General features: G+C 66.4%; 22 protein-coding genes and 1 pseudogene. 9 read left to right on the top strand and 14 right to left on the bottom strand.

Annotated elements, in window-relative coordinates:
* Positions 1 to 321: 321 nt before the first annotated feature.
* The 3 genes and pseudogenes from Q0627_RS20970 to Q0627_RS20960 form a co-directional block, all read right to left on the bottom strand.
* Positions 322 to 1,407: pseudogene (locus tag Q0627_RS20970) on the bottom strand (SPFH domain-containing protein); the annotation flags it as partial.
* Positions 1,408 to 1,414: 7 nt separating this feature from the next.
* A complete protein-coding gene (locus Q0627_RS20965) occupies positions 1,415 to 1,843 on the bottom strand; it encodes an NfeD family protein (RefSeq protein ID WP_291016364.1) in 429 nt (142 codons plus the stop codon).
* A gap of 73 nt (positions 1,844 to 1,916) precedes the next feature.
* A complete protein-coding gene (locus tag Q0627_RS20960; protein ID WP_298812570.1) occupies positions 1,917 to 2,762 on the bottom strand; it encodes a DUF3097 domain-containing protein in 846 nt (281 codons plus the stop codon).
* Positions 2,763 to 2,874: 112 nt separating this feature from the next.
* Here Q0627_RS20960 and Q0627_RS20955 point away from each other — a divergent pair, with 112 nt between their 5' ends.
* Positions 2,875 to 3,651: a hypothetical protein gene (locus Q0627_RS20955; protein WP_298812567.1), complete on the top strand. Its 777-nt coding sequence runs from the start codon at positions 2,875 to 2,877 to the stop codon at positions 3,649 to 3,651.
* A 66-nt stretch (positions 3,652 to 3,717) separates the two neighbouring features.
* A complete protein-coding gene (locus Q0627_RS20950; protein WP_298812565.1) occupies positions 3,718 to 4,272 on the top strand; it encodes a Uma2 family endonuclease in 555 nt (184 codons plus the stop codon).
* Between the two features lie 6 nt (positions 4,273 to 4,278).
* On the opposite strand, the gene Q0627_RS20945 is transcribed toward Q0627_RS20950, so the two are convergent.
* The 8 genes from Q0627_RS20945 to Q0627_RS20910 all read right to left on the bottom strand — a co-directional run bounded on the left by Q0627_RS20945 (position 4,279) and on the right by Q0627_RS20910 (position 12,455).
* A complete protein-coding gene (locus tag Q0627_RS20945) occupies positions 4,279 to 5,292 on the bottom strand; it encodes a ferrochelatase (protein ID WP_298812563.1) in 1,014 nt (337 codons plus the stop codon).
* Between the two features lie 7 nt (positions 5,293 to 5,299).
* Positions 5,300 to 6,133 (bottom strand): NADH-dependent enoyl-ACP reductase InhA, encoded by an 834-nt coding sequence (inhA, locus tag Q0627_RS20940; protein ID WP_291013844.1) that lies wholly within the window; start codon positions 6,131 to 6,133, stop codon positions 5,300 to 5,302.
* 47 nt (positions 6,134 to 6,180) lie between these two features.
* Positions 6,181 to 6,924, bottom strand: a complete 744-nt coding sequence (gene fabG1, locus Q0627_RS20935) for a 3-oxoacyl-ACP reductase FabG1 (RefSeq protein WP_291013842.1) — start codon at positions 6,922 to 6,924, stop codon at positions 6,181 to 6,183.
* A gap of 65 nt (positions 6,925 to 6,989) precedes the next feature.
* Positions 6,990 to 7,964: a VWA domain-containing protein gene (locus Q0627_RS20930; protein ID WP_298812559.1), complete on the bottom strand. Its 975-nt coding sequence runs from the start codon at positions 7,962 to 7,964 to the stop codon at positions 6,990 to 6,992.
* 3 nt (positions 7,965 to 7,967) lie between these two features.
* Positions 7,968 to 8,906: a DUF58 domain-containing protein gene (locus Q0627_RS20925; protein ID WP_291013838.1), complete on the bottom strand. Its 939-nt coding sequence runs from the start codon at positions 8,904 to 8,906 to the stop codon at positions 7,968 to 7,970.
* On the bottom strand, positions 8,893 to 10,017 hold the full coding sequence (locus tag Q0627_RS20920) for a MoxR family ATPase (protein ID WP_298812556.1): 1,125 nt from the start codon (positions 10,015 to 10,017) through the stop codon (positions 8,893 to 8,895). The genes Q0627_RS20925 and Q0627_RS20920 overlap by 14 nt, the downstream gene beginning before the upstream one ends.
* A 114-nt stretch (positions 10,018 to 10,131) precedes the next feature.
* Entirely contained in the window at positions 10,132 to 11,622 is a 1,491-nt protein-coding gene (locus Q0627_RS20915; RefSeq protein ID WP_366851862.1) for an NlpC/P60 family protein, read from the bottom strand.
* A gap of 191 nt (positions 11,623 to 11,813) precedes the next feature.
* Positions 11,814 to 12,455, bottom strand: coding sequence for a DUF6676 family protein (locus Q0627_RS20910; protein WP_298812553.1), 642 nt, complete (start codon positions 12,453 to 12,455; stop codon positions 11,814 to 11,816).
* A 614-nt stretch (positions 12,456 to 13,069) separates the two neighbouring features.
* On the opposite strand from Q0627_RS20910, the gene acnA reads away from it, so the two are divergent.
* From acnA to Q0627_RS20895, 3 genes are all read left to right on the top strand, one after another.
* The gene (gene acnA / locus Q0627_RS20905) at positions 13,070 to 15,850 is read left to right on the top strand and encodes an aconitate hydratase AcnA (RefSeq protein WP_298812550.1); all 2,781 of its coding nucleotides are present in this window, start codon (positions 13,070 to 13,072) and stop codon (positions 15,848 to 15,850) included.
* Positions 15,851 to 15,857: 7 nt separating this feature from the next.
* Positions 15,858 to 16,424 (top strand): helix-turn-helix domain-containing protein, encoded by a 567-nt coding sequence (locus tag Q0627_RS20900; RefSeq protein WP_291017387.1) that lies wholly within the window; start codon positions 15,858 to 15,860, stop codon positions 16,422 to 16,424.
* Positions 16,425 to 16,551: 127 nt separating this feature from the next.
* On the top strand, positions 16,552 to 18,243 hold the full coding sequence (locus Q0627_RS20895) for a serine/threonine-protein kinase (RefSeq protein WP_298812548.1): 1,692 nt from the start codon (positions 16,552 to 16,554) through the stop codon (positions 18,241 to 18,243).
* 58 nt (positions 18,244 to 18,301) lie between these two features.
* On the opposite strand, the gene Q0627_RS20890 is transcribed toward Q0627_RS20895, so the two are convergent.
* Positions 18,302 to 19,930, bottom strand: coding sequence for an ABC-F family ATP-binding cassette domain-containing protein (locus Q0627_RS20890; protein ID WP_291017391.1), 1,629 nt, complete (start codon positions 19,928 to 19,930; stop codon positions 18,302 to 18,304).
* Between the two features lie 212 nt (positions 19,931 to 20,142).
* On the opposite strand from Q0627_RS20890, the gene Q0627_RS20885 reads away from it, so the two are divergent.
* From Q0627_RS20885 to Q0627_RS20870, 4 genes are read left to right on the top strand one after another with little or no spacing between them, the layout of a single operon-like run.
* On the top strand, positions 20,143 to 21,216 hold the full coding sequence (locus Q0627_RS20885) for a glycosyltransferase (RefSeq protein ID WP_298812545.1): 1,074 nt from the start codon (positions 20,143 to 20,145) through the stop codon (positions 21,214 to 21,216).
* A complete protein-coding gene (locus tag Q0627_RS20880; RefSeq protein WP_298812542.1) occupies positions 21,213 to 23,513 on the top strand; it encodes a hypothetical protein in 2,301 nt (766 codons plus the stop codon). Before Q0627_RS20885 ends, Q0627_RS20880 begins: the two co-directional genes overlap by 4 nt.
* Positions 23,513 to 23,704, top strand: coding sequence for a hypothetical protein (locus Q0627_RS20875; protein ID WP_291017395.1), 192 nt, complete (start codon positions 23,513 to 23,515; stop codon positions 23,702 to 23,704). The genes Q0627_RS20880 and Q0627_RS20875 overlap by 1 nt, the downstream gene beginning before the upstream one ends.
* A 26-nt stretch (positions 23,705 to 23,730) precedes the next feature.
* The gene (locus tag Q0627_RS20870) at positions 23,731 to 24,612 is read left to right on the top strand and encodes a glycoside hydrolase family 16 protein (protein WP_291017397.1); all 882 of its coding nucleotides are present in this window, start codon (positions 23,731 to 23,733) and stop codon (positions 24,610 to 24,612) included.
* On the opposite strand, the gene Q0627_RS20865 is transcribed toward Q0627_RS20870, so the two are convergent.
* Positions 24,567 to 25,865, bottom strand: coding sequence for a polysaccharide biosynthesis protein (locus Q0627_RS20865; protein WP_291017399.1), 1,299 nt, complete (start codon positions 25,863 to 25,865; stop codon positions 24,567 to 24,569). The two genes, Q0627_RS20870 and Q0627_RS20865, sit on opposite strands and share 46 nt — an antisense overlap.
* Complete coding sequence (locus tag Q0627_RS20860) at positions 25,862 to 26,722, bottom strand: glycosyltransferase family 2 protein (protein WP_291017401.1); 861 nt, start codon at positions 26,720 to 26,722, stop codon at positions 25,862 to 25,864. Before Q0627_RS20860 ends, Q0627_RS20865 begins: the two co-directional genes overlap by 4 nt.
* Between the last annotated feature and the right edge of the window lie 27 nt (positions 26,723 to 26,749).

The following is a 26,749-nucleotide window of genomic DNA, read 5'->3' as shown; positions in this document are numbered from 1 at the left end:
CCTCGGCTGTGGTTGACCCGGTACGGGCTGACTGGGGATCGGCTGGCTCGGGGGTCCCTGTCGAGGCGATGACTGCTCAGCCGGCGCCTGGTGCTGGGGTGCCGGCGGCTGGGTGAATCCCGACTGCACGTTCCACGGCTGTGACGTGGGGCGTTGTACGGGCGGCGGGACCTCGTGCTGCACGGTCTTGTCCTGCGTCCCATCGCCGGCCTGCTGGTCATGCTGCGGCGGTGACAGTTGTTCGACGGGTCGACGCGGCGGCTCGTCGACGGCCTTACGCCGATCTCGTGCTGGTACCCGGCGCTCGGCCGGTCCATCGTCGACAGGGGTCCGGGCGACCGCTTCGGCCTCCGCCACAGCTGCGGCCACCTCCGGGTCGCGCGCGAGCGTGAACCAGTCCTCGATATCCGATTCGTCGACCTCGGCGACAGGTTCGTCGGTGGACTGGTAGCGGAAGACGCCGTCATCATCCTTCTGGGCGAAGGACCGGGCGAAACCCTGTAGCGCCGAACCGAAGTCGGACGGCACCACCCACACCTTGCTGCCTTGGCCCTTGGCCATCTCCGGGAGTTGCTGCAGGTACTGGTACGCGAGCACCTCCGGTGTCGGCTTGCTGGACCGGATCGCGGCGAACGTTTTCTCGATGGCCTTCGCCTGCCCCTGCGCGTTCAGATACGACGCGGCGCGATCACCCTGGGCCCGCAGGATCCGCGACTGCCGGTCGGCTTCGGCTTCGAGGATCGCGGCCTGCTTGGCGCCTTCGGCGGCCAGGATCTGGCTCTGCTTGTTACCCTCGGCGGTCTTGATCGCCGACTCCCGTTGACCCTCGGCCCACAGGATGGTGGCGCGCTTCTCACGGTCGGCCTTCATCTGCTTCTCCATCGACTCCTGGATCGACGGCGGCGGCATGATGGACTTGAGCTCGACGCGGGCCACGCGCAGTCCCCAGCGGCCGGTGGCCTCATCGAGAACACCGCGCAGCTGTCCGTTGATGGAGTCGCGGGAGGTCAGCGTCTCTTCCAGCGTCATGCCGCCGACGACGTTGCGCAGCGTTGTGGTGGCAAGTTGTTCGACGCCGATGATGTAGTCGTTGATCTCGTACACCGCGGCCCGCGGGTTGGTGACCTGGAAGTAGACGACGGTGTCGATCGACAGCGTCAGGTTGTCCTCGGTGATCACCGGTTGCGGCGGAAACGACACCACCCGTTCACGAATATCGACGCGGGCGCGGATGGTGTCGATGAACGGCACCAGCAGAGTCAGCTGCCCTGACACGGTACGGGTGTAGCGGCCGAGTCGTTCGATGACCGCAGCCTCCGCCTGCGGGATCAGCGCGACTGACTTGGCCACCACCGTGGCCGCGAGCAGCACGAAAAATCCCAGCACCGCGAGTCCGACGATTTCCATTCCTCGTTCACCCTCTCCATACGATTGCCACCGCACCGTCGATCTGCACCACGGTCACCTGCTCGCCCGGCGCGATCCGCGTACCCGGTTCCAGAGTGCGGGCGGACCAGATCTCGCCGGCCAGCTTCACCCGGCCGTCCCGGTCATCCACCGCCTCGGTGACGATGGCGCTGGTGCCTTCGAGTGCTTCGGTATTGCTCAGATAGCGCGGTCTGCTGAGCAGGTGCCGCTTGGCGACCGGCCGCACCACCAACAGGAGCAGTAGTGAGACGACCGCGAACACGATGCCGTCGACCCAGATCGGGGTGTCGAATACGGCATTGACCCCGGCGGCGGCCAGCGCTCCACCGGCCAGCATCAGTAGCATCAGGTCGCCGATCAGCATCTCTGCGATGGCCAACAACACCGCGGCCCCCAGCCACAGCAGTGCGCTCATGCAGGCCAGTCTGCCAGATCACAGCACCACTGCGAACGCCCGATACGGATACGTGACATGGCAACCCAGGGAGTCAGCCTTCGACGGCGGTGACGAAGTCGATCAGTTCCTCCACCGACCGCAGGATCGGGACCTCCAGGTCCCGGAAGTCCTTCACCCCGGCCAGCACCCGGCGCCAGCCGTCCTGTGGTGTCCCCCAGCCGAGTTCGCGACAGATCCCGGTCTTCCAGTCGGTGCCGCGCGGGATCGTCGGCCACTCCCGGATTCGCACGGATGCCGGTTTCACGGCCTGCCACACGTCGATGTAGGGGTGCCCGCACACCAGCACGTTCTCGCCGACGGATTCGGTGAGCCGGGCCTCCTTGGAGCCGGCGACGAGGTGATCGACGAGAACTCCGGCACGCCGATGCGGACCGGGCTCGAAGTCGGCGAGGGCGTCGTCGAGGTTGTCGAGACCGTCGAGACTTTCCACAACGACGCCTTCGACGCGCAGGTCGTCGCCCCACACCCGTTCGAGCAGAGTCGCGTCGTGCACGCCTTCGACGAAGATGCGGCTGGCACGCGCGGTACGGGCGCGCTGTTTGGGCACCGCCCGTGACCCGGACGCGGTGCGCGCCGGCGCGGCGCCCGTGGACGCCTGCCCGTACCCGGCGCGCTGAACCTTGGGCTTGACCAGCGTGACCGGTTTGCCGTCGATGAGGAACGCGGCGGGCAACATCAGGAACACTCGTGTTTGCCCCCGGCGGTCCTCCAGACGAACCAGGTCCCCGGCGTAGCTCTTCTCATAGCCGACGACGGCGCCGCAGAAGCCGGTGGCCGCATCCTCGACCACCAGGTCGAGTTCGGCAGCCACCTCGGGTACGCGGGGTTTGCTGCGGCGCGGCTGCGCCAGGACGTCTCGGCCGTAGCGATCACTCACCCCGACACCCTAGGACGTATCGCGGTCACGACCGACATCCCACGCCGTTCACCGGGGTCCGCGAATCTTCCGTCCTGCCCACACATCTGGCGGCCGGTATTGTCGATGGTCTATGACCAGTATCGATCGTCTGCTCACCCCGTCGTGGCCCACGTGCGCCGTCGGGGCGTGGGCGGCCGCCTGGATCGCCGGCCGCTGCTCCCCCGACGACGTCGTCGACATGTTCGGCGGCGACGGCTACGTCATCGACGACCGCACCGGACGGCTCGACGGCATCACCGCGACGGCCCTGCTCCCGGTGATCCGAGCCGCACGCACGCTCAGTGTGCGTCTGCCCGGGCCGGGTGATCCGCAGGGATTGCCGCCCGCACCGGCGACGACCGCCGCATTCGAGACCGGTGAGGTCCTGTTGATCGACGGCCCGGTCTCGACATTGGCGCTGGTCCCTCGCGAGCACGACGGCATGATCGCCTGGACGGTCCACGAGTACACCGACACGCTTCCCACCCCGCCGTCGGACTCGGCAGCCGAACTCGAATACGAACTGCGCCAAGCGGTTTCCGAATCGGCCCGGCTGCTGTCGACCGCGGGTCTGAGGCTTCGAGGTACCCCCACCGATCTGCGCGCCGAATTGCGCAGCCGCACCGACCGCCTACGCGTGGACATCCCCCCACACGACGACATCCGAGTATCCCGAATGCTCGATTCGGCTGCCCAGATCGAGGCGATCGTCGCGATCGCCGAGTCCGCGGGAGCCGCCTTCGGCGACACCGCCGGCACCCATTCGGCCGGCGACATCGAATTACGCCGCCTCACCACCCTGACCCGCCGCGCCCGGGCCGCCGCCGTCAACCAACTCATCGCCCGCCAACTCGCCGACGTCCACTGACACCTGGACATGACCCGCGGCTATCCTGGCGCTGACCGCGAATGCTCCGTCGAAAGCGAGGTTGTGATGACAGTGCAGATCAACCTTCCGGCGTCCGGTGTGCGTTCGCAGGCCGACTTCGACAACCTCCCCGAGGTGTCCCCCGGGTGGGCGTGGGAATTGCGATCGGGCCGATTGGAGCTGACGCTGATGCCGGTCACGTTCTGGCACTTCCGGATTGTGATGCTCGTGCTCGAACACTGGCTGCGGCTCGGTCATGAGGTCGCCGGTGAACAGTATGTCGCCGACAGCGGCTTCGCCAGAGGCGAGACCGGCCGAAACAACTTCGTCGCCGACGGCGTCGTGTTCGAGAGCGGATACCGTCCCGCCAAGAACAGCACCACCCACGACGCCACCAACATCCACACCGTCATCGAGGCCGTATCGGCCGGAAGCGAGGACCGCGACGCCGTCGACAAGGTGCGCGTCTACGCCGCGCTCGGCATCCCGAACTATTGGATCATTCGCGGCGACGCCGACTCCGACGACATCGACGGCTTCATCACCATGTACCAACTCGTCGATGGTGAGTACCAAGTGGTGGGAAACCGATTGGTCTCACAACTGTCGGTCACCGACTGACGCGGGTCAGCTGCCGGTGCCGTTGTCGCCGACGCCGGGGGCGGCGAGGTTGCCGGCGCCGTCGGCGTAGCGGTCGGTGAGGTCGGCGACCAGGGAGATGAAGGTGGGGTCGGTGCCGACGGTGGCGGCGCGGGCGAATCCGAGACCGCGTTCGGAGCAGAGGGTTTTGGCTTCGTTGTCGAGGTCCCACACGACTTCGAGGTGGTCGGAGATGAAACCGATCGGGAACACCACCACGGACTCGGTGCCGTTGTCGGCGAGGGTGTCGAGGTGGTCGCAGATGTCGGGTTCGTACCACGGGACCTGGGGTGGGCCCGAGCGGGACTGCCAGACCTGGTCGTAGTCAGTGATGCCGAGACGCTGGGCGACGGCGGCGCAGGCGTCGGCGATCTGGCGGGAGTAGATACCGCGGCCGTCGATCACGGGGCCGAATCGGCGGTCGGCGGCGAGGGGGATCGAGTGGGCGGTGAACACCAGACGCGGGGCGGGGTCGGCGGGCAGAGAGTCGATCGCCCGGCGTACCGCGCTCGCGCAGGCGTCGAGAAATGCGGGCTCGGTACAGAATTGGGGCAGTTTACGCAGGAGCATCGGATCACCGGCGGCTTGCGGGATGCGGCGGGACAGCTCGACCAACGCGCCGGCGATGTCCTCGTGGTACTGGACCGAACCCGAATATCCGCCCCACGCCGACGTCCCGAACACCAGCACCCGGCGATGACCGTCGCGATACATCTGCTCGACGGTGTCGGCGACCAGCGGATGCCAGTTGCGGTTACCGAAGTAGACGGGCAGATCCCGCCCGCGCGCCGACAGTTCGGCGCGCAGGGCGGCGATCATGTCCCGGTTGCACTGGTTGATCGGTGAGACCCCACCGAAGTGCAGGTAGTGTTGCGCGACCGCCTCTAGACGCTCCCGGGGGACGCCACGCCCACGGGTGACGTTCTCCAGGAACGGCATCACATCGTCCGGTTTCTCCGGACCGCCGAACGACAGAAACAGCAGCGCGTCAAAGGGTTTCACCGAAGGGCTAGCCGAGGAAGTTGTCGGGGAACCAGGTGTTGTGGCTGGCGCCGCCGTCGACGTACACGATGGAGCCGGTGGTGCCGGGCAACCAGTCCGACAGAAGCGCGACGACGCTCTTGCCGACGACGGTCGGGTCGTCGACGTTCCAGCCGATCGGCGAGGCACCGTCCCAGTACTCGTTGAGCATGGTCAGCTTGCGCGCGTCATCGGTGGCTGTACCCGAAATTGCCTTGGCGGCAAGGGTTTTGATAGGTCCGGCGGCCACGAGGTTGGACCGGATCCGCTTGGCGTTGCCCACCTCGCGCGCCACATAGCGGTTCACCGACTCGAGCGCCGCCTTCGACACGCCCATCCAGTTGTAGTCCGGCATCGCGGTCCGCGGATCGAAGTCCATGCCCACGATCGATCCGCCCTCGTTCATCACCGGCAGCACCGCACGGGCCAGCGCCGCGTAGCTCCAGGCTGAGATCTCGAACGATTTCGCGACGTCGGGTCCGGGGCCTTCGAGGAACGGCACCGCGTCGGGACCCATCAAAGTCTTGGGTGCGAACGCGATGGAATGGACCACGCCGTCGACACCCTCGGGGGCGAGTTCGGTGATCCGCCCGGCCAGCGCCGCCAGATCCTCCTCGTTGGTGATGTCGAGCGGAATCGCCGCCGGCACCTCCTGCGGGAGGCGTTTGGCGATGCGGTCGATGAGCCGCAGCCGTTCGGGGATGCCGGTGATGATCACCTTGGCGCCCTGCTCCTGGGCCACGGCGGCGGCGTGGAATGCGATGGACGCGTCGGTGATGATGCCGGTGATGAGGACGGTCTTGCCGTCGAGAATGCCTGTCATTGGTTCCAGTCCTCCCCTAGTTGCCCATAACTGTGGTTTTCCCCACCCTAATTTCCCATCCCCATGCCGCCGTCGACCGGCAGCACCGCACCCGTGATGTAGCCGCCCTCGTCCGAGGCGAGGAAGCTGATCGCCGCGGCAACGTCTTCGGGCTTGCCGGTGCGGCCCAGCGGGATCGCCTGCTTGGCCATCTCGACGTAGCGGTCCTCCATCGCAGCCGTCATGTCGGTTTCGATGAAACCGGGCGCCACCACGTTGGCGGTGATGTTGCGTACTCCGATCTCACGGGCGATGGAGCGGGCCATACCGATCAGTCCGGCTTTTGAGGCGGCGTAGTTGACCTGCCCGGGGATACCGGACATCGCCACGACCGAGCCGAGGAAGATCATCCGGCCCCACTTGGCGCGCTGCATCCCCTTGGTGGCGCGCTTGGCGCAGCGGAACGCACCGGTCAGGTTGGCGTCGATGACCTTCTCGAACGACTCCTCCGACAGGCGCATCAGCAGCATGTTGTCGGTGATGCCCGCGTTGGCCACCAGCACCTCGACGGGCCCCTGATGTGCCTCGACCTCGGCGAAGGCCTTGTCGACGGACTCGGCGTCGGTGACGTCGCACTGCACGCCGAACAGGCCGTCGGGGGCACCGGATCCGCGGTGGGTGACGGCCACCTTGTGGCCGTCAGCGGCAAGGCGCTGAGCGACGGCGAGACCGATGCCTCGGTTGCCGCCGGTCACCAGGACCGAACGCGGTGTGGTCGCCGGGCGCGAAGGAACGTCAGTGGTGTCTGCCATGGATCAAGAACCTATCGGTCGTGGAGATGTCGTCTGTCGACGGGGGCGGGCTGACCCGTCGGGTCTTACGGTAGGCGCCGGTTGATGGCGAGGGCGGCGAACGCGGAGATGATCGCCAGCAATGTTCCGGCTATCAACCATGGCCGCGAGTTGTCGCCCCGCCGCGTCTCATAACCGATGTCCTTCTGCAGCTTCTCGTACACCCGGTTGAGTTCGTCGAGGCTGGCGGCGGTGAAGAACTCGCCGCCGCTGATATTGGCGATCTTGCGCAATGACTCGTCGTCGACGGGTACAGGGACCTGATCGCCTTCGAGATCGACGGTGCCGCCCATCGTGCCGAAAGAGATCGTCGATACGGGGATCTTCTCCTCCTTGGCCTTGCGGGCCGCGGTGAACGCGCCGCGCGGGTTGTTGGGGTTGTCGGGCACGGTCTCCTTGCCGTCGGACAGGAGCACGATGCGGGCCGGCGGGGCGGCCTTGTCGCCGCCGAGGACGGTGTTGAGTGTCTGGATCTGCTGGATGGCGGCGAAGATGCCCTCACCGGTGGCGGTCTTGTCGGCCAGTTGTAGTTTGCCGACGGCGGCCTTGGTGGCCGTGTGGTCGGGGGTCGGCGACACCAGCGTCGACGCGGTGCCCGCAAACGAGATCAGCCCAAGGTTGATGCCCTCGGTCAGTTCGTCGGCGAACTTCTTGGCCGCGGCCTGCGCCGCCTTGATCCGGGACGGCGCGACGTCGGTGGCGTTCATCGAGCGCGACACGTCGATCACGAGGATCACGGTCGCCTTGTTGCGCGGGACCTTGCGGTCGGCCTGTGGACCGGACAGCGCGACGGTCAGCAGCAGCAGCGACACCACCAGCAGGGCGATAGGAACGTGCTTCAGGGGGTTGCTCTTGACCGGGGCGACCCTATTGAGCACCTCAAGGTTGGCGAACCGCAACGCGCGCCGGGCACGAAGGCGCTGGATATAGACATAGACACCGGCCAGCGCCGCCACCACGAGGGCAAGCAGCAGCCACCACGGACTCGACAGGTTGGACATCGCCTAGCCCACCCCCGCCGCCATGCCGCGGCGCCGGGCGCCGACGAACCGGACGGTGTCGTTGACCCAATCGCGATCGGTGCGCAGTGACATCACCGATCCCCCGCAACGCCGGATGGTGCGGCCGACGTCGGCGCGGTGCGCGGCAGCAGCCACCGCGTAGTCGTGGCGGACGCGCTCGGTGATGTCGAAGTCACGGATCTCACCGCTCTCGGCGTCGGCGAGGGTGACCTCACCGACCGCGGGCAGCTCGAGGTCGCGTGGATCGAGCACCTCGACGGCGAGCAGTTCGTGATGGGCGCCGATGGCCCGCAGTGGCCGGTCCCAGTTGATCGGTCCGAGGAAGTCACTGATCACCACGGCCAGCCCGTGCCGCCGCTGTGGGCGCCGCAGCGCGTCGATCGCACCGTTGAGGTCGCCGCGCACGCCCGCATGGCTGCGGGTGGTGGTGGCGACCGCTTTCAGCAGGGCGCGGGCGTGCGCCCTCCCCGAGGCCGCGGGGACCCGCACGATTCTGTCACCGGTGGCGATGATCGCCCCGTGCCGGTTGCCGCCGCCGGCCGTGAGGTGCACGATGGCCGCGGCTGCGGCCACGGTGAGGTCACGTTTGGTGCAGCGGGTGGTGCCGAAGTCGATGCTCGCCGACGCGTCGACAACCAGCCACGTCTCCAGTTCGCGGTCGGCGATCATCTGCCGGACATGCGGCTCGGTGGTGCGGGCGGTCACCGACCATTCCATGCGGCGGATGTCGTCGCCCGGCTGGTAGGGCCGCGCCTCCCCCGGCTCGGACCCCGGTCCGGGTATCAGCCCGAGGTGAGAACCCTGCAGCACGCCGTCGAGCTTGCGGCGAACGGTGAGTTCGAGTGTGGTGAGTGCGGCGGTGAGTTGCGGATCGCTGAGCAGGCCGGCGTCGAACGACGGCAGTTCGCTATTGGCCGCCATAGGGGCGTGCCGCCTGATCGATGTGAACCTGACCGTTCTGCTGGGCCTGAGCGGGTGCCGGATTCTGCGGATAGCCGGCGGGGGCCGCGGCCTGGGTACCCACCTGCGGCAGCCCGACGGTCTGCAGCACGCGGGTGATCACCTGGTCGGCGTCCACCTCGTCGGCGAGGGCGTCGTAGGAGAGCACCAGCCGGTGCCGCAGCACATCGGGGATCATCTCGACGACGTCCTGTGGGATCACGTAGTCGCGGCCACGGACGAGGGCGAGCGCGCGTGCAGCGGCGACGATGCCGAGTGTGGCGCGCGGTGACGCACCGTACGAGAGCCAGCCGGCAACGTCGGTGAGTCCGACCTCGGCAGGCCGCCGGGTGGCGTTGATGACGCGGACGACGTAGTCGACGAGCGCGTGGTGGACGAACACATTGCCCGCGACCTTCTGCAACCGGACCATCGTGTGCGGGTCGAGAACCGGCGACACCGTGGGCACGGAGTTGCCCATGCGGTAGACGATCTCGCGTTCCTCCTCCACCGACGGGTAGCCGACCAGCACCTTGAACAGGAACCGGTCACGCTGCGCCTCGGGCAGTGGATAGACACCTTCGTTCTCGATGGGGTTCTGGGTGGCCATCACCAGGAACGGATCGGGCATCGGGTAGGTGGTGCCGCCGATCGACACGTGCCGTTCGGCCATCACCTCCAGCAATGCGGACTGCACCTTGGCGGGCGCGCGGTTGATCTCGTCGGCGAGCAGGAAGTTGGCCACGACCGGGCCGAGTTCGGTGTCGAACTTCTCCTGGCCCTGCCGGTAGATCCGGGTGCCGATGAGGTCGGTGGGCACCAGGTCCGGGGTGAACTGGACGCGCGAGAAGCTGCCGCCGATGACGCGGGCGAAGGTTTCGACGGCGAGCGTCTTAGCGACGCCGGGCACGCCTTCGAGCAGGATGTGCCCGCGGGCGAGCAGCCCGACGAGGATCCGTTCGATCAGCTGATCCTGGCCGACGATGACCCGCTTGACCTCGTAGATCGTGCGTTCGAGCAGTTTGATGTCTGCTTCGCTGAGCGTGGCCGCACCTGCGGCGGCCGGGTCGGTGTGTGACTGCGGGGAGGTCAACCGTTGGCTCCTGTTCTGGGGTGTCGCACGGCTCTGCTCGTGTGTCGATGCCCCAGCCTAGTCAAGCGAACTGAAATCTCGCCAAGAAGGAGCGCGACACCAGCAGTACGAGGGCTACAACAACCTGACGACGTAGGGCATGGCGCCGGTGGTGCGCACGGGCGACACCTTGACGATGGAGCCCGACTGGGGTGCTTCGACCATCTTGCCGTCGCCGAGGTAGAGCGCGACATGCTGGCTGGCATTGGGTCCGTAGAAGATCATGTCGCCACGTTTACGCTGGGCCAGCGGCACATGCGGTCCAGCGTTGTACTGGTAGCCGGTGTAGTGCGGAAGTTCGATGCCGACGCCGGCGAAGGCGTAGATCATCAGGCCCGAGCAGTCGAAGCCGACCTTGTTGTAGTCGCCGTAGCTGTCGGCGACGCCGCCGTCGCGGATGCCCTGGGTGGGGCCGTTGGGGCCTCCGCCTCCCCACGCGTAGGGCACGTTGAGCTGGGACAGAGCACGGTTGACGACGATCTCGACGGCCTGCGGGCCGCGCAGACCGGGTCTGATGACGCCGCCGCCACGGCCGCCGCTGCTGCCGAACAAGGGTGCGGCAGACCCGGTCTGCAGACGGCTGACGATGCTGTTGGGGCCGCTGCTGCCGAGGTTGGCGCCACCGAGGCCGAGCTCGTCGAGCAGTGCCGAACGCGGCAGTTGCTGCTGTCCGACGAGGGCGGCGAGCAGCTGCTGACCGGTGTCGAGGAGAAGTTTCGCGGCGGCGTCGGCCGCCATTTTGATGGATGGGTTGTCGGTGCCGAGCAACCCGTTGACGATGTCGCCGGCACTTGGGAGTGTGCCGCCTGCCGAACCGGTGGTGGGGGTGTCCAGGCCGACCTTCTTGCGGCCGCCTCCACGCAGTTCCGTCAGTTGTTTCTGGATGCCGTTGCGCTGCCGGACCAGTGTCGTCCGACGCTGTTGTTCGTCGGCGAGTTGCCTACGAATCTGGGCGGCGGAGCTGATGGCGTCGTTCTTACGGTCGGCGGCGCCCCTGGTGGCAAGCGATGCGTGCCGTTTGGTGGCCTGTGCGGCGGCGACGCGGTTCGCCTGCTGGTTCCGCGCGACCTGCAGCCGGGTGATGATCGCCCGCTGCTGACGGCCGACTTGGTCGACGGCCGTCATCTTGTTCAGGACGGTATCGGGGTCGTCCGAAGACAGGTAGTCGGCCATCGTGCCGCGAGTGTTGCCTCGCCTCTGCACCGTGCGAATGAATTCATTGAACTCTTCCTGCGCCTCCTCGACGGCGCGGACGGATAGCTCAAGTTCGCGTTGCGCGCCCGCGGCGGCGGTGTTGGCGAGTTGCTCGGCGGCGATGGCGTTCTGGTAGTCGACGATCGCCTTGTTGACCTGTTCCTGCCGGATGGCGACGGCGTTGTCGAGGTCGGCGATGTTCTGGTCGACACCGGCGATCTGCGTGATGAGCTGAGCCTGGCGCGAGGTCGCACGCTTGGACTTGCCGGGCGCGCCTTCGGCGACGCCGGCGCACATCGCGATGATGAGCAGGACCGCCACCGCGGTTACCCAGCGGATCAGCCGTGGCGCAGGTGCGTTACGTCGCGTCACCAATGAACTCCCTGCCTCGTCCCACCGGTCCACCATGTCACATGAGCAACGTAGATCACATCAGACACTCTGTTGACACAGAAACCGTACGTCACATGGGGCATGGATCAAACCATCTGCCACAAATTACACAATCGTGACTTACCTTGATCGCGTCGCGAACAGGGCAAAGAGCCCGACGGGAGCAGGTATCAATTCGGCAACACCCAACCGGAACCCCCCGACCCGCTGACGGCCTCCTCGGTGACGGGCTGCTCGGTTGCGGCGTCTTCGGTGACACCTTCCTCGGTGACACCCTCCTCGGGGCCGGACACGTCGGTGCGGCGCCCGAGCAGGCGGGCCGCCACCGCGCCGACGACCACGACGACGATCAGGACTAGCGTGGCCACGGTCCAGTTGATGGACGGCTCGGTCATCTTGTCGTACATCTGTCGTGCGGCCTGGGTCTGATCGGCGAACTTGAGGTTGTCGGTGGCCTGTTCGAGGGTGACGCGGCTGAACTCGTTCGATGCACTGCCGACTGCATTGGGCCCGATGACGATGACGGTGCCCGAGGTGTCCTTCTGCAAAGCGGTGGCGATGTCGCGATAGTTGGTGAAGACGGGCTGGCGTTCGGTGAGCACGACAAAGTGGACGTCGTGGCCGTCCTTCGCCGCCTTGGCCACGATCTCCCGCAGCGCGGGCACCTGGTCGGCGGGCGCGGACACGTTGTCGTCGGCGAGGTCCTTGCGCAGCGGTCCGAGCTTGATTCCCGAGCCCACTTGTGTGTTTCTCGGATGCGGGGCGGCCAGCGGACCGATCGCCAATAACTCGCCCGTGCTCTGCCCGGTCAAGCCCGGACCCGTAGAGTCCGTTCCGGCACTGTCAGTCCCGGCACTGTTGGTCCCAGTACTCTCGGTCCCAGTACTCACTGCCGCTACCTCGGTTTCGTCACGTTGCGCGGAGATTAATTTCGCCTCGCCGGCCGCCGTGGGCCGCGACCGAAGGCCTGCTCCTGCGTCAAGATGGAGATGTCCCCATCAGAATCTAGATGCTGCGGCCGGACGTGACACATTCCGCACACCCGATCGGCGTGTTCCTCGACCAATGGGTTGTAAACCGTACGAGCGTACTGTTATGCTGATGGAGTCGCCGCACCGCCGACGACCACGCCCCCGCCCACCGTGGCCCCGGCCGCCGCGAGCTGCCCGATCGATCTTCGGTCGACAAACAGTTGGCAAATGACCGGCCCGACGCGGACAACGGTGGCAAGCTCCACACAGTAACTCCCTCCGGGGAGTTGGGACTCCCTCCGGGGGGTCGGGGCTCCCCACGGGGAGTTCGGTCCACGCGCACCAGGCACGGACTTTGCACGACACCGACGCAGCCCGTCGGCCGGATCGACTTCGGGAGATCTACAAATACACACCGACGCAGCCCGTCGGTTACGAGGAGAGTGGAATACAACGTGAGTATCAATTCGTTCGGCGCCCGCGGAACCCTTGAGGTCGGCGACGAGTCCTACGAGATCTTCCGTCTCAAGGCGGTACCCGGCACCGAGAAACTCCCCTACTCGCTCAAGGTGCTCGCCGAGAACCTGCTGCGCACCGAAGACGGCGCCAACATCACCACCGAGCACATCGACGCCCTGGCCAACTGGGACCCGAACGCTCAGCCCAACATCGAGATCCAGTTCACGCCGGCCCGCGTGATCATGCAGGACTTCACCGGTGTCCCCTGTGTGGTCGACCTGGCCACCATGCGTGAGGCCGTCACGGCCCTGGGCGGCGACCCAAACAAGGTCAACCCCCTCTCGCCCGCCGAAATGGTCATCGACCACTCGGTCATCCTGGACGTGTTCGGCCGCGCCGACGCCTACGAGCGCAACGTCGAGCTGGAGTACGAGCGCAACTCCGAGCGCTACCAGTTCCTGCGCTGGGGCCAGGGCGCGTTCGACGACTTCAAGGTCGTCCCCCCGGGCACCGGCATCGTGCACCAGGTCAACATCGAATATCTGGCCCGCACCGTGATGGTCCGCAACGGCCAGGCCTACCCCGACACCTGCGTGGGCACCGACTCGCACACCACCATGGAGAACGGCCTGGGCGTGCTCGGCTGGGGCGTCGGCGGTATCGAGGCCGAGGCCGCCATGCTCGGCCAGCCGGTGTCGATGCTCATCCCGCGCGTCGTCGGCTTCAAGCTGACCGGCGAGATCCAGCCCGGCGTGACCGCCACCGACGTGGTCCTCACCGTCACCGACATGCTGCGTAAGCACGGCGTCGTCGGCAAGTTCGTCGAGTTCTACGGCAAGGGCGTGGCCGAGGTGCCGCTGGCCAACCGCGCCACCCTGGGCAACATGAGCCCCGAGTTCGGCTCCACCTGCGCGATCTTCCCGATCGATGAGGAGACCATCAACTACCTGCGCCTGACCGGCCGCGACGACCAATCGCTCGCGCTCGTCGAGGCCTACGCCCGCGAGCAGGGCATGTGGCACGAGGCCGACCACGAGCCGGTGTTCTCCGAATACCTCGAACTCGACCTGGCCACCGTCGTCCCGTCGATCGCCGGCCCCAAGCGCCCGCAGGACCGCATCCTGCTCTCGGAGTCGAAGATCGCCTTCCGCAAGGACATCCACAACTACGTCGAGGAGGGCCTGACCCCGGCCACCACCGATGTCGAGGAGTCCGTGCCGGATGCGGCTTCGCTGAGCTTCGCCGAGGAGGACGCGGTCATCGTCCAGTCGGCGGCCGACGGCGCCGAGGGTCGTCCGACCAAGCCGGTCCGCGTGGTCGACGAGGAGCGCGGCGAGTTCATCATGGACCACGGCGCCGTCGTGGTCTGCGGTATCACCTCGTGCACCAACACCTCCAACCCGTCGGTCATGCTGGGCGCCGCTCTGCTGGCCAAGAAGGCCGTCGAGAAGGGTCTGTCGACCAAGCCGTGGGTCAAGACCAACATGGCTCCCGGTTCGCAGGTCGTCACCGACTACTACGAGAAGGCCGGCCTGTGGCCGTACCTGGAGAAGCTGGGCTACTACCTCGGTGGTTACGGCTGCACCACGTGCATCGGCAACACCGGCCCGCTGCCCGAGCAGATCTCCAAGGCCATCAACGACAACGATCTGTCGGTCGCGGCGGTTCTGTCGGGCAACCGTAACTTCGAGGGTCGCATCTCCCCCGACGTCAAGATGAACTACCTGGCCTCGCCGCCGCTGGTCATCGCCTACGGCCTGGCCGGCACCATGGACTTCGACTTCGAGTCGCAGCCGCTCGGCACCGGCACCGACGGCAACGACGTGTTCCTCAAGGACATCTGGCCGTCGGCGCAGGAGATCGACGACACCATCAAGCAGGCCATCAGCCAGGACATGTTCCGCAAGTCCTACGCCGATGTGTTCAAGGGTGACGAGCACTGGCGCAACCTGTCCACCCCGGAGGGCGACACCTTCGAGTGGAACGAGGATTCGACCTACGTGCGCAAGGCCCCGTACTTCGACGGCATGACGATGGAACCGGCGCCGGTCAAGGACATCAAGGGCGCGCGCGTGATGGCGGTGCTCGGCGACTCGGTCACCACCGACCACATCTCGCCGGCCGGCCCGATCAAGCCCGGCACCCCGGCCGCGCAGTACCTCGACTCGCACGGTGTGGCCCGCAAGGACTACAACTCGCTCGGCAGCCGTCGCGGCAACCACGAGGTGATGATCCGCGGTACGTTCGCCAACATCCGTCTGCAGAACCAGCTACTCGACGGTGTGTCCGGCGGCTACACCCGCGACTTCACGCAAGAGGGCGGCCCGCAGTCGTTCATCTACGACGCCTGCGAGAACTACAAGAAGGCCGGCATCCCGCTGGTCGTGCTCGGCGGCAAGGAGTACGGCTCCGGTTCGTCGCGTGACTGGGCCGCCAAGGGCACCGTCCTGCTGGGCGTCAAGGCCGTCATCACCGAGTCGTTCGAGCGTATCCACCGCTCCAACCTCATCGGTATGGGTGTGGTTCCGCTGCAGTTCCCCGAGGGCGAGTCGCACAAGTCGCTGGGTCTGGACGGCACCGAGGTCATCGACATCGTCGGCATCGAGAAACTCAACGAGGGCATCACCCCGGCGACGATGAAGGTCACCGCCACCAAGGAGGACGGCTCGGTCATCGAGTTCGACGCCAAGGTGCGCATCGACACACCCGGTGAGGCCGACTACTACCGCAACGGCGGCATCCTGCAGTACGTGCTTCGCAACATGATCAACAGCTGAGCTGATCGTGCCCAAGGTCAGTGATGACCGGCTCGCCGCGCGTCGTCGGGAAATTCTCGACGGCGCGCGGCGCTGCTTTGCGGAGTACGGATATGACGGCGCGACGGTCTCCCGGATCGAGAAGGCCACCGGGCTGTCGCGCGGAGCGATCTTCCACCACTACAAGGACAAGGAGGCACTGTTCCTCGCCCTCGCCCACGAGGACACCGAACGGATGGCCGACGTCGCCGCCGAACAGGGCCTGGTGCAGGTCATGCGCAATGTGCTGGCCGATCCCGACGATTTCGACTGGCTTGCCACCCGGCTGGAAATCGCCCGTAAGCTGCGTACCGACGATTCGTTCCGCGCGGCGTGGCTGGCGCATTCGGCCGAACTGGAGGCGGCCACCCATGCCCGTCTCGAGCGAGGCCGCGAAGCGGGCCGCTTGCGCAACGACGTGCCGACCGACGTGCTGCAGAGTTACCTGGATCTGGTTCTCGACGGACTGATCACGCGGCTGGCATCGGGGCAGCCCACCGACGACCTGACGGCGGTGCTCGACCTGGTCGAGGAGTCGGTACGAATCGGACGGTGACCACATCGGCAGTCAGGTGTCGGTGCCGTGTCGTTCGACCGAAGGGCCGGCACCGCGCGAGGTGGGTTGGGCGGCGTGTCTTCGGTAGGGTTTTGAGCAGCCAGTACACGCGACACCGTGACCAGCAGTGCCCAGCCCGGAAGAGGGGGACATGAAACCAGGGGCGATCTTCGCCGAGCACTATCGCGTGCTCTCGCAGCTCGGTGTCGGTGGGATGGGTGAGGTGTACCTGGTCGAGAATGTCCGGCTCGGTCGTCGTGAGGCCCTCAAACTGCTGCACACCACCGGTGACGACGAAGCGGTCGCCCGCTTCGAGCGTGAGGCCCGTACGGCGGCCAGGCTCGGTCATCCGTCGATCGCCGACATCTATCACTACGGCACCACCGACAGCGGCAGACCGTGGTTCACCATGGTCTACGTCGAGGGCACCGACCTCACCAAGGCAACGCTGACCGACGCCGAGGCCATCACTGTGCTGCGGTCGGTGTCCGAGGCGATCGACTACGCGCACGATCAGCACGTCGTGCATCGCGACATCAAGCCGGCCAACCTGATGGTCAGCCGCAACCGCAGCGGCCGCATCGACCGGGCCTACGTCCTGGATTTCGGTATCGCCCGTCCGGAGGGTGATCCTCGCATCACCCACGCCAACATGTACATCGGCACGGTCGCCTACTCGGCTCCGGAAACGTTCTCGGGCGACGCGGTGGGGGCCTCCGACGTCTATTCCCTCGCGTGCACCGCATTCGAGCTTCTCAGCGCGAAAACGCCCTTCCAGGCCGAGACGGTCACCCAGCTGATGATCGCGATCGCGACCTTGCCACCGTCAAAGCTGTCGCAGTACCGGGACGATCTGTCTTCCGCCGATCCGGTGTTCGAGCGCGCGCTGGCCAAGAAACCCATGGATCGCTACGCGTCCTGCGCCGAGTTCGTCGACGCCCTCGAGCGGTCGATACAGGTCGCGCCGAACGGTGGCGCGAGTTCGGCTACCTTCCCGGCGCAGGCCCCGCGCACGTCCGGTACACCGGTCGCGGGTCCGCACGGCATCTACCCACCGGTCCACAACCCGACAGCCCAGAATCCGGCAGTCCACAACCCGACAGGGCAACTGGGGTACGGCCACGCTCAGGGCGGCACGCTCCCCTACAGCGCCAACACGCAGGGCGGTTTCCAGGGTGGACAGGCCACCGCCGGAACCTACCCGCTGGGTGCGTTCTCGGGCGAGCAGCCACCGGGCAGTTCCCGGCCTCCCGGAAAGTCCCGGGCCGGCCTGGCGTGGCTGGTGGGGATCGGTGTGCTCGCGTTGATCGCGGTGATCGTCGCGGTCTCGGTAGCGGTGTCGTCCGGTGACGACTCGGACACAACGACCACCGCAACACCGAGTTCGTCGAGCGCATCCACAGGTGCGTCGACGACGGCCGCGTCGTCAGCCAACCTGGCCGGCACCATCGACTCGACGGGCTATGTGCATGACGGTTCGGCCACCGGTACTCCGCGAAGCTGCCGGTGGATCCGGGTGATTCCGCTGGCCACCGCGCAGACCGGTACGTACGGCAAGATGTCCAGCGAGATCGTCAACCAGCTGGGCTGCATCAATCTCAAGCAGGAGACGGTGATAAGCCGCTGCAAGGAACTGATGCCCAACGAGTCGGGCTACTGCGCCTTCTGGGATCCACAAGGAGTACTGTCCGGCCAGGTCCAGTCGGGCCGCCCGCTGCTGGTCATCCTGCGCAAGACATGCCTGGACCGCGAGAACAAGACCAAATGGTCGGCCGGCCCCATCAGCGACGACTGCATCACCTATCCCAAACAATCCTGAACGCCCACACAGCCCCGAGCACGCGAGCAGCCCCGAGCCCACTGACCGGCGATGGCCGTCAGGCGAGTTCGATGAGTTCCTGGTACTCGTCGCTCCAGTGGTCCTCGGTGCCGTCGGGCAGCAGGATCACGCGCTGCGGATCGAGGGCCGCCGCGGCGCCCGGGTCGTGGGTGACCAGGACGACCGCCCCCTTGTAGGAGCGCAGCGCGTCGAGCACCTGCTCGCGGGACTGCGGGTCGAGGTTGTTCGTGGGCTCGTCGAGCAACAGCACGTTGGCGGCCGACGAGACGAGACCGGCCAGCGCCAGACGAGTCTTCTCACCGCCGGACAGGGTTCCGGCGGGCTGCTCCAGTTGCGGTCCGGTGAACATGAACGCACCGAGCAGACCGCGCAGATCCTGCTCACCGGCGTCGGGAGCTGCGTGCCGGATGTTCTCCCACACTGTCGCATGGTCGTCGAGAGTGTCGTGTTCCTGAGCGAAATAGCCGATCTTGCACCCGAATCCGGGTTCCAGCTCACCCAGATCGGGCTTCTCGACGCCCGCGAGGATCTTCAGCAGCGTGGTCTTGCCGGCACCGTTGAGGCCGAGCACCACCACGCGTGAGCCCTTGTCGATGGCAAGGTCGACGCCGGTGAAGATCTCCAGCGACCCATAAACCTTGGTCAGATCCTTGGCCATCAGCGGGGTCCGGCCGCAGGCGGCGGGTTCGGGGAAGCGGATCTTGGCGGTCTTGTCGGCCACCCGCTCGTCATCGAGAGCATCGATCATCCGGTCGGCCCGTTTCAGCATGTTCTGTGCGGCGGTCGCTTTGGTGGCCTTGGCACCGAGTTTGGCAGCCTGGGCCCGCAGCGCCGACGCCTTCTTCTCGGCGTTGGCGCGTTCACGTTTGCGGCGCTGCTCGTCGGTGGCGCGGGCATCGAGGTAGCGTTTCCAGCCCATGTTGTAGATATCGGCCTCACCACGCACCGCGTCCAGGAACCACACCCGGTTCACCACATCGGCCAGCAGCTCGACGTCGTGGCTGATCACGACCAGGCCGCCGTCGTGGTTCTGCAGGAAGCCACGCAGCCAGGTGATGGAGTCGGCGTCGAGGTGGTTGGTGGGTTCGTCGAGCAGCAGTGTGGTGTCGGACTTGCCGGAGCCGTCCGAGGCGGCGAATAGGATCCGCGCCAACTCGATGCGTCGGCGCTGGCCACCCGACAGGGTGCGCAACGGCTGGGCGAGCGCCCTGTCCGGCAGGCCCAGGCTGCTGCAGATCCGCGCGGCCTCCGACTCGGCCACGTAACCGCCGAGTGCGGCGAAGCGCTCCTCGAGCCGACCGTACCTGGCCACCGCCTTGTCGCGGATCTTGTCGTCGGCCGATTCGGCCATCAGTGCCTGCTGCTTCTCCATCTGATGCAGGATGGCGTCGAGACCACGCGCGGACAGCACCCTGTCCTTGGCGACGACGTCGAGGTCGCCTTCCTTCGGATCCTGCGGCAGATAGCCCAGTTCGCCGCTGCGCAGAATGGTTCCGGCGTAGGGCTCCGTCTCGCCCGCCAGAATGCGCAGGGTGGTGGTCTTTCCGGCGCCGTTGCGTCCGACGAGCCCTATGCGGTCGCCGGGCTGGATGCGTAGTGCCGATCCGGGGGCCGACAGCAATGTCCGAGCTCCGGCACGGACCTCAAGGTCGGTCGCGGTAATCACGTCGCGCCAGTCTACCGGTCACGTCCGCTTTGACCCGCATCGTCACCGGTGGCGACGATCCGGGCACACGACCACCCTCGACCGGAGTTGCGTACCAGGTCACATAAGGCTCCGAATGCGGCACTCGCCACGGCGCGACTGCCCGTTTGGTAAACGAACAATGCCAACACTAGGCTAGGTTAGCCTCGCCTCATAAGACGGAGACCTGATCTGTGCCAACACCACTCCCGATCGGCATGCCCGTAACCGGTATGTCACCGAGCGGTACGACGCTGTGCGCGGTGATCTGCTGTTACACCGCAGCGCGCTGGGAACTCCTGATCGATGGTATCGGGGTCGCCGGCGCTCAGCTGCGCACCGGCGACCGCGTCGTCGTGGTCGTCGACCACAATGCCGACCTGCAGGCCCGACTCATCCGGCATTTCGGAGCTGCCGGTGCCTTCCCCGCCGTCGACGCCCCCGACCTGCACATCGTCGCCAACACCCATACCCAAGGTCTGTCCGGGGCCCGCAACACCGGCATGACAAACGCCGATCAGGACGTGCTCGTCTACCTCGACGACGACGCTCTGCTGCGTCCCGGATCGCTGGCCCAGCTGCGTTCGGTGATCGAGTCCCGTCCCGAAGTGGTGGCAGTCGGCGGCGGTGTCCACGCGGCATGGGAGGGCGGCGCCCCCCGCTGGTTCCCCGACGAATTCGGCTGGGTCGTCGGCTGCGACTACCGCGGAATCGCCGCCTCGGGCAGCCAGGTGCGCAACCCGATCGGTGCAGCAATGGCTGTGCGCCGGGCCGAGCTGGTCAAGATCGGCGGTTTTCGCTCCCACCCGGGCCCCGGCGGGGCGCCACCCCCCGGCTGCGGAGAAACCCCGATGGGGGTCGAGCTACCGGACACCCTTCCCCATTCCCTGGTGATCCGCGACAGCCGTTTCGCCGTCGACCATCAGGTACCTCAAGTCCGACAGACCGTCCGCTACTTCCTGTCCCGATGTCGCCACGAGGGTCGGTCGAAGGCGAAGCTGAGTGCGATCGCGGGCGCGCAATCGGCGTTCTCCGCGGAAGCGTCGTACCTCACCCGCACGATCACCGGTGGTGTCGTGCGCTACCTCGCACAGCTCGGCCGCGGTGATGTCTTCGCGCCTGTACGCCTGGTGATCATGCTCCTCGGGGTGATCACCACCGGTGCAGGCACAGTTCAGGGGATGGTCGGGGCCCTTCCGTACCCGAAGTGTGCGTGGAGCCTCCGTCGGCGAACCACCAGAAAGAACCCAGTGGGAGATCGCACGTGACATTGATCGACCGGCCCGGATCGGGCCCCACCGAGACCGCCGAACACCGAACGGACGACAACCGCGCCGGCTCGGTGATGCCCGCGCCCCGCGTGGTGCCCTATGGTTGGCATCCCGGTGCCGCGCTCCGGGTGGCGGTCACAGTGGCAGCCCTCGCGCTCGCCGTCGCCGTCGCCGACTGGGCCGGTCTGGATGTCCCCGGCGTCATCCGGATTCCCGCGGTACTGCTCGGCGTGTTCCTGCTCCCCGGCGTACCGCTTGTCGTCGCATTGCGTATTCCGGGCCGGGCGCTGGCCACGGCACTGATCGTCTCGACCTCACTGTCGGTCAACATCCTCGTCACGCAAACGTCGATGGTGCTCGAATGGTGGCATCCCGCACGGACCCAGACGCTCCTGGCCGCGGTAGGCCTGGCTGCGTCGATCGCCGCATTCCGGACAGTGCCGGGCAACTTCCGCACCGGGTCGCTCAGCCTGTCCCGTGCGCACTGGACTCGTACACGACTGGCTCTGCTCGCCGCACTGGCGGTCTCGCTCGCGCTGTTCATCGTCTCGGCGCGGGGCATCGACGTGCTGAAGGCCGGCCCCTATGGGGTCATCGCCCTGGTCGGGCCGTGGTACTTCGTCGGACTCGCCCTGCTGGTTATCACGATCGTCGTCACGCTGCGCGCCACACACATCGATCACATCGTGATGGCGGCCGCCGCCGCGCTCGCGGTTGTATACAACACGATGCTGGTGGCGGTGGCCACCGGCGAGACATCGGTGCCCACCGCCTTCGTACACCGTGGGTTCGCCGCGTCCATGGCCGCGATGCATCGTCTGCCCACCCTCGAGGACGCCCGCTACAGCTGGGCCGGATTCTTCTCGCTGGCCGCACACATTCAGGAGGCGGGCGGGTTCGCCGATCTCACCGACGTGCTGTTCTGGGCACCGGTCGTGTTCGGTCCGTTGATGTGCTTCGGCTTGTACGCCATCGGCTCGGCGATCGGCGGCAACGCCCGGATCGCGTGGCTGTCAGTCGTGCTCTACCAGGCATTCAACTGGTATCAGCAGGACTATTTCGCCCCCCAGGCCGTCGCCGGTCTGGGGTACGTCGCCATCCTCGGCACACTGCTGTGGCAATTGCGACGCGCACCGTTGCCGACGGCCGCGGGCGTCGACCGGATTCTGCCGGGCCGACTCGGCGCCGCGTTGAGCGTCGGCAGGCGGACACCTGGCCGGGTGCCCGGTTTCGGTCCGGGCCGGACACTGGCCGTCGGCGCGACGCTGCTGCTGATCATCACAGCGAACACCGTGTCGCATCAGATGACGCCTATGCTCACGGTGCTCGCGCTCGCGGCGTTCGCGGTCACCGGTACCACCCGATACCGCACCCTGTGGATCGCCGCGGGATTGGTGTTCGCCGCCTGGTTCAGCTACGGCGCAACCGATTTCTGGACTGGCCACCTCAACTCGCTCTTCAACGAGGTCGGTCAGATCGGTTACTCGGTCAACCGGGGTGTCGGGCAGCGCCTCAACGGCGACCCGACCTACACGACCATGCAGTATCTACGAATCGCAGCCTCCGGGCTCTTCGTCGTCGTGGCGTTCATCGGCTGGCTCAGGTTCCGGCGCCGCCGCACCTGGCTGATCTCGGGTTTGCTGTGTGCCGCACCGTTCGTACTGGTTGCGCTGCAAAGCTATGGCGGCGAGATGATCATCCGCGTCTTCCTGTTCGCGTCCCCGACGTTGGCACCGTTCGTGGCGCTCGTCCTCGTCTGGGCATCGCGAAGCCTCCGGCGACTGCCCACCGTGGCAGTGACGCTGTTGGCGATCGCCCTGGCTCTGGGAGTCGGTGTACTGGAAACCACCAACCGTGGCCTCAACGCCGCCTTCGAATCATCCACGAAAGCCGAGGACATCCTCACTCAGGGGCTGATCAACAAGATCCCGCCCAGGTCGTCGGTGATGGTGTTCAGCCATGCCGCGCATGCGGTGGTCCCGCGGCGTTCGATGGACCCCAACGCTCCTACCATCGGCTACATCGACAGCTTCCCGTGTCTGGACAATCTGGCGCAATGTACCGAGAACCGTCGGCCCGACTATGTGCTGATCACCCACCAGGGCATCGCGATGATGGACTTGCAGCGGGGTAAACCCACTGCCGAAATGGAAGCCGACGTCGCTGAAATCCTCAAACTCGACGACTACAAGATGTTCGTCGATACGGACTCGGTGAGAATTCTGCACTTCGTGGACGCGCCGGCCGTGGATCTGTCGGCAGAAGTCGCCCGGTCTGAAGGAAAGGACAACTGATGGCCGCCGTCATGCTGGTCTTTGCCGGCATCTTCATCGTGGCAGGAGCCGTGCTGCAAGAACGTGAGGTCGGTGATTGGGGATCGGTCGGCCGAGGTCCGGTCGCTCATGCGATCGGCGCCGGCACGCTGGTGTTCACGGTCTTGGCCGCCATCCTGACCTTTCAACGGCTTGTGGAGATGGCATGGTGAAAGCACGACGCCGACGGTTGAACCGGATGAGTATCGCCCCCCTCGCCGCCGCGCTGGTCCTGACCTCGTGCAGCGGAGGCGGCGGAAACGACGCTGCGGGGGGAAATCTGAACTGTCAGCATCGTGCGACAGTCAGCGGTGTGGCGCCGCCGCCCGCGGTCGACAACATCTGGCAGTCGGTGTTCATCGATGATTTCAACCGCTGCGAGCTCGGCGAGAACTGGACGGCCTACACCGGCCGACCCGATGGCGACAAGTACGGCAAGTGGCATCCGTCGATGGTTTCCATCGACAACGGTGTGTTGCGTCTGCACAGCAGACGTGACGGCGACGAATGGCAGATCGGTGGCGTGTCGAACTGGCCGGTGACCCAGAAGTACGGTCGCTGGGAAGTCCGGTACAAGGTCGAACCGAGTGCCGATATCTCCTACCATTTTCTGCTGTGGCCACAGAATGAGCAGTGGCCGCCGGAGATCGACTTCGCCGAGGACGTGTCGTCCGGTCGCGACGGAATCACCGGCTTCCTGCATTGGCGGGACGGAAAGGTGAATCGGAAGGCAAACGCGCACATCGCCGGTGACTTCACCGAATGGCACACGGTCGGTGTCGAGTGGGCCCCCGGTGTTGTCCGCTACCTTCTCGACGGCGAAGTATGGGCGATTTCCCGGTCGGCCGAACATGTCCCGATCACGCCCATGTGGATGGGTCTGCAGATGGGTGCGGGCGCCTGCGAAATCCGCGAGGAGTGGGGCAAGCACCCGTGTGCGGCCACCGAACCACGGCCCCTGGAGTCATCGATCGACATCGATTGGGTTGCCGTGTATGACGTGATGGGTTCGTACTCGGCGCTGGCCAAGTCGGGCTATTTCGACACTGCGCCGGAAGCATCCGAACTCACCGAGCCGTAGCCGGGTAGTTCACCCACCCGGACCAGGTCGCGCACCGCCCGGACCAGCGGCACGATGACCAGTGCCACGATGAGGGCCTCCGCGGAAATCGTCGCCCAGCCGACCCCGATCAGTCCGTAGCGGCTCAGCAGGATCACGGCGAGCCCCAGGCTGACGACGGCTCCGGTGATCTGCGCAGCCAACGCGGGCAGCAGACGATTCCGCACTCGGCTGACGGCGACGAAGATCAGCGCGACGGCCGTGAGCGGCAGCGACAGCGCACACATCCGCAGCAGGCCGGTCCCGTTGTCCGCGTAGTCATCCCCGGCAAGCCGAAGAAACAGGGGCCCCACCGTCATCAGTCCGACCGTCGCCGCTGTGGAGACGCCCAACATGATCAGGATGAATCGGTAGGTGAGGTGCCGCAGGTCGGTGTCACCCGAACTCGCTTCCGCGACGTATGGCCCGGTCAACATTGTCAGCAGCAAGATGACAGCGGTGATGAGCTGCCACACGATGGCGAAGTACGCGTTCTGTCCTGCCCCGACGTGAGCGATCACGATCATCGGAAGCAACAGCGGCATCAGGGAGGTCGCCACGTAGATGCCGTAGTTGCCGACGATGAACCGCTGCTGGTCGCGGCGCGGTGGCAGCGCACACTGGGCATGTTCCGTAGCGACGCGGCGGCGGATCTCCCGGATCACGACCACCCAGAGAATTCCCGCCCCGAGCAGGGCGGTCAGTACCCATGTCGCAACGATGCCCTGCCGACCCCATAGCGATGCCATTCCCGCGGCGGCACCGAGCTTTATCACTGCGTGCAGGACGTTCTTGATCGCCGACCATTCGGCACGTCGCAGGCCGATACAGACGTGATCACTCAGCGCGGACAGCGACATCGCGGCGACCGCTACCGGGAAGAACGCGATTTGCCAACCGTCGGCGAACATCTCGTTGATGGGCCCGAAAACGAGAAAGGCCGCGGAGAGAATCCCGCCACCGAGTACCCCGACCGCCAAACCGCCGATCACCAGTCGTCCTGACTGTGCACCTGCGACCGGCAGAAATCGTTCGAAGTAGGCGCCGAGGCCGAGGTTACCGAACAAAGCAAGCATGGAAGCCGCGAAGATGGTCGCCGCGGCCGCTCCGACCTCGGTTGCGGGGTAGAGCCGACCGACCGCGATCCAGTAGATCAAACCTAGACCGCCGGTGACGATCCCTGAGATCGCGACGGCCAGTGAGTTACGGGCGATTCCCGGCTGGGACCGGCTCACCCGGCCAGTTCGCCGGCGGACACCGTCACCGCGCTGCCGGCGCGGACACCGTGCCGCTCGGCCGCCCGGTGGGCCTTCCAGTGCTGCCATTCCTGACGGATCGTACGCAGCACGCGCATGCCGTCACTGTAGGCGTTGAGGTTGCTGCGCCCGTGCAGACGAGGACCTTCGAAGCTGCCGACCTCGGTGATCTTGATACCGGCCGTGGCCAGGCGCACATTGATGACGGTCTCGATCTCGAATCCGTCACCCCACTGCGCGCGCGAGTACTGCGTCGGCGGAAGTTCCATGAGTTCGGCGTGCCGCGCCCAGAAGGCGTTGTAGCCGTAGCACAGGTCGGAGAACTTGGTGTGGAACGCGACGTTGACGATCGTGTTGAGTCCCTTGTTGCCGATGCGGCGCAGAGTGGTGATGTCGGTGCTACCGCCGTTGTCGACGAAACGGCTGCCCTTGGCGAAGTCGGCACCGTCGGTGAGTGCCTTGACGAACAGCGGGATCTCGGCCGGGTCGGTCGACCCGTCGGCGTCGATCATGACGATGATGTCGCCACTGCATGCCTCGATGCCGCAGGCGAGCGCATTGCCCTTGCCGGATCGGCTCTGGACCACGAAAGTCGCGTCCGGCCACAGCGATTGGGCGACGGCGACGGTGTCGTCCGAGGAGTTTCCGTCGACGAAGACGATCTGGTCGATGCCGTCGGGCATACGGTGGGCGACGTAGGGCAGGTTCTTCGCCTCGTTCATCGCGGGGATGATCACCGAAACGGTGGGCCGGTCCTGCCGTACGGAGGATTCCGCCCCCACCGGCAGCTCAGTCACGTTGTCGGTTCGTCCGTCGTTGCCGGATGCGTCGTGCATGTGTGGGCCCTGTCGTTGCTGGGTGTC

The organism is uncultured Gordonia sp. (genome assembly GCF_937858515.1).
Classification (GTDB): Bacteria; Actinomycetota; Actinomycetes; order Mycobacteriales; family Mycobacteriaceae; genus Gordonia.
The sequence above is the reverse complement of the archived record's forward strand: the minus strand, read 5'-3'. Positions and strand labels throughout refer to the sequence as shown.

Coding starts and splice junctions, on each gene's coding strand:
- Q0627_RS20965 (WP_291016364.1), bottom strand. CDS start 1,843: ATGAGCGCACTGCTGTGGCTGGGGGCCGCGGTGTTGTTGGCCATCGCA.
- Q0627_RS20955 (WP_298812567.1), top strand. CDS start 2,875: ATGACCAGTATCGATCGTCTGCTCACCCCGTCGTGGCCCACGTGCGCC.
- Q0627_RS20950 (WP_298812565.1), top strand. CDS start 3,718: ATGACAGTGCAGATCAACCTTCCGGCGTCCGGTGTGCGTTCGCAGGCC.
- inhA (WP_291013844.1), bottom strand. CDS start 6,133: ATGACAGGCATTCTCGACGGCAAGACCGTCCTCATCACCGGCATCATC.
- fabG1 (WP_291013842.1), bottom strand. CDS start 6,924: ATGGCAGACACCACTGACGTTCCTTCGCGCCCGGCGACCACACCGCGT.
- Q0627_RS20930 (WP_298812559.1), bottom strand. CDS start 7,964: ATGTCCAACCTGTCGAGTCCGTGGTGGCTGCTGCTTGCCCTCGTGGTG.
- Q0627_RS20925 (WP_291013838.1), bottom strand. CDS start 8,906: ATGGCGGCCAATAGCGAACTGCCGTCGTTCGACGCCGGCCTGCTCAGC.
- Q0627_RS20875 (WP_291017395.1), top strand. CDS start 23,513: ATGGCCGCCGTCATGCTGGTCTTTGCCGGCATCTTCATCGTGGCAGGA.
- Q0627_RS20870 (WP_291017397.1), top strand. CDS start 23,731: ATGAGTATCGCCCCCCTCGCCGCCGCGCTGGTCCTGACCTCGTGCAGC.
- Q0627_RS20860 (WP_291017401.1), bottom strand. CDS start 26,722: ATGCACGACGCATCCGGCAACGACGGACGAACCGACAACGTGACTGAG.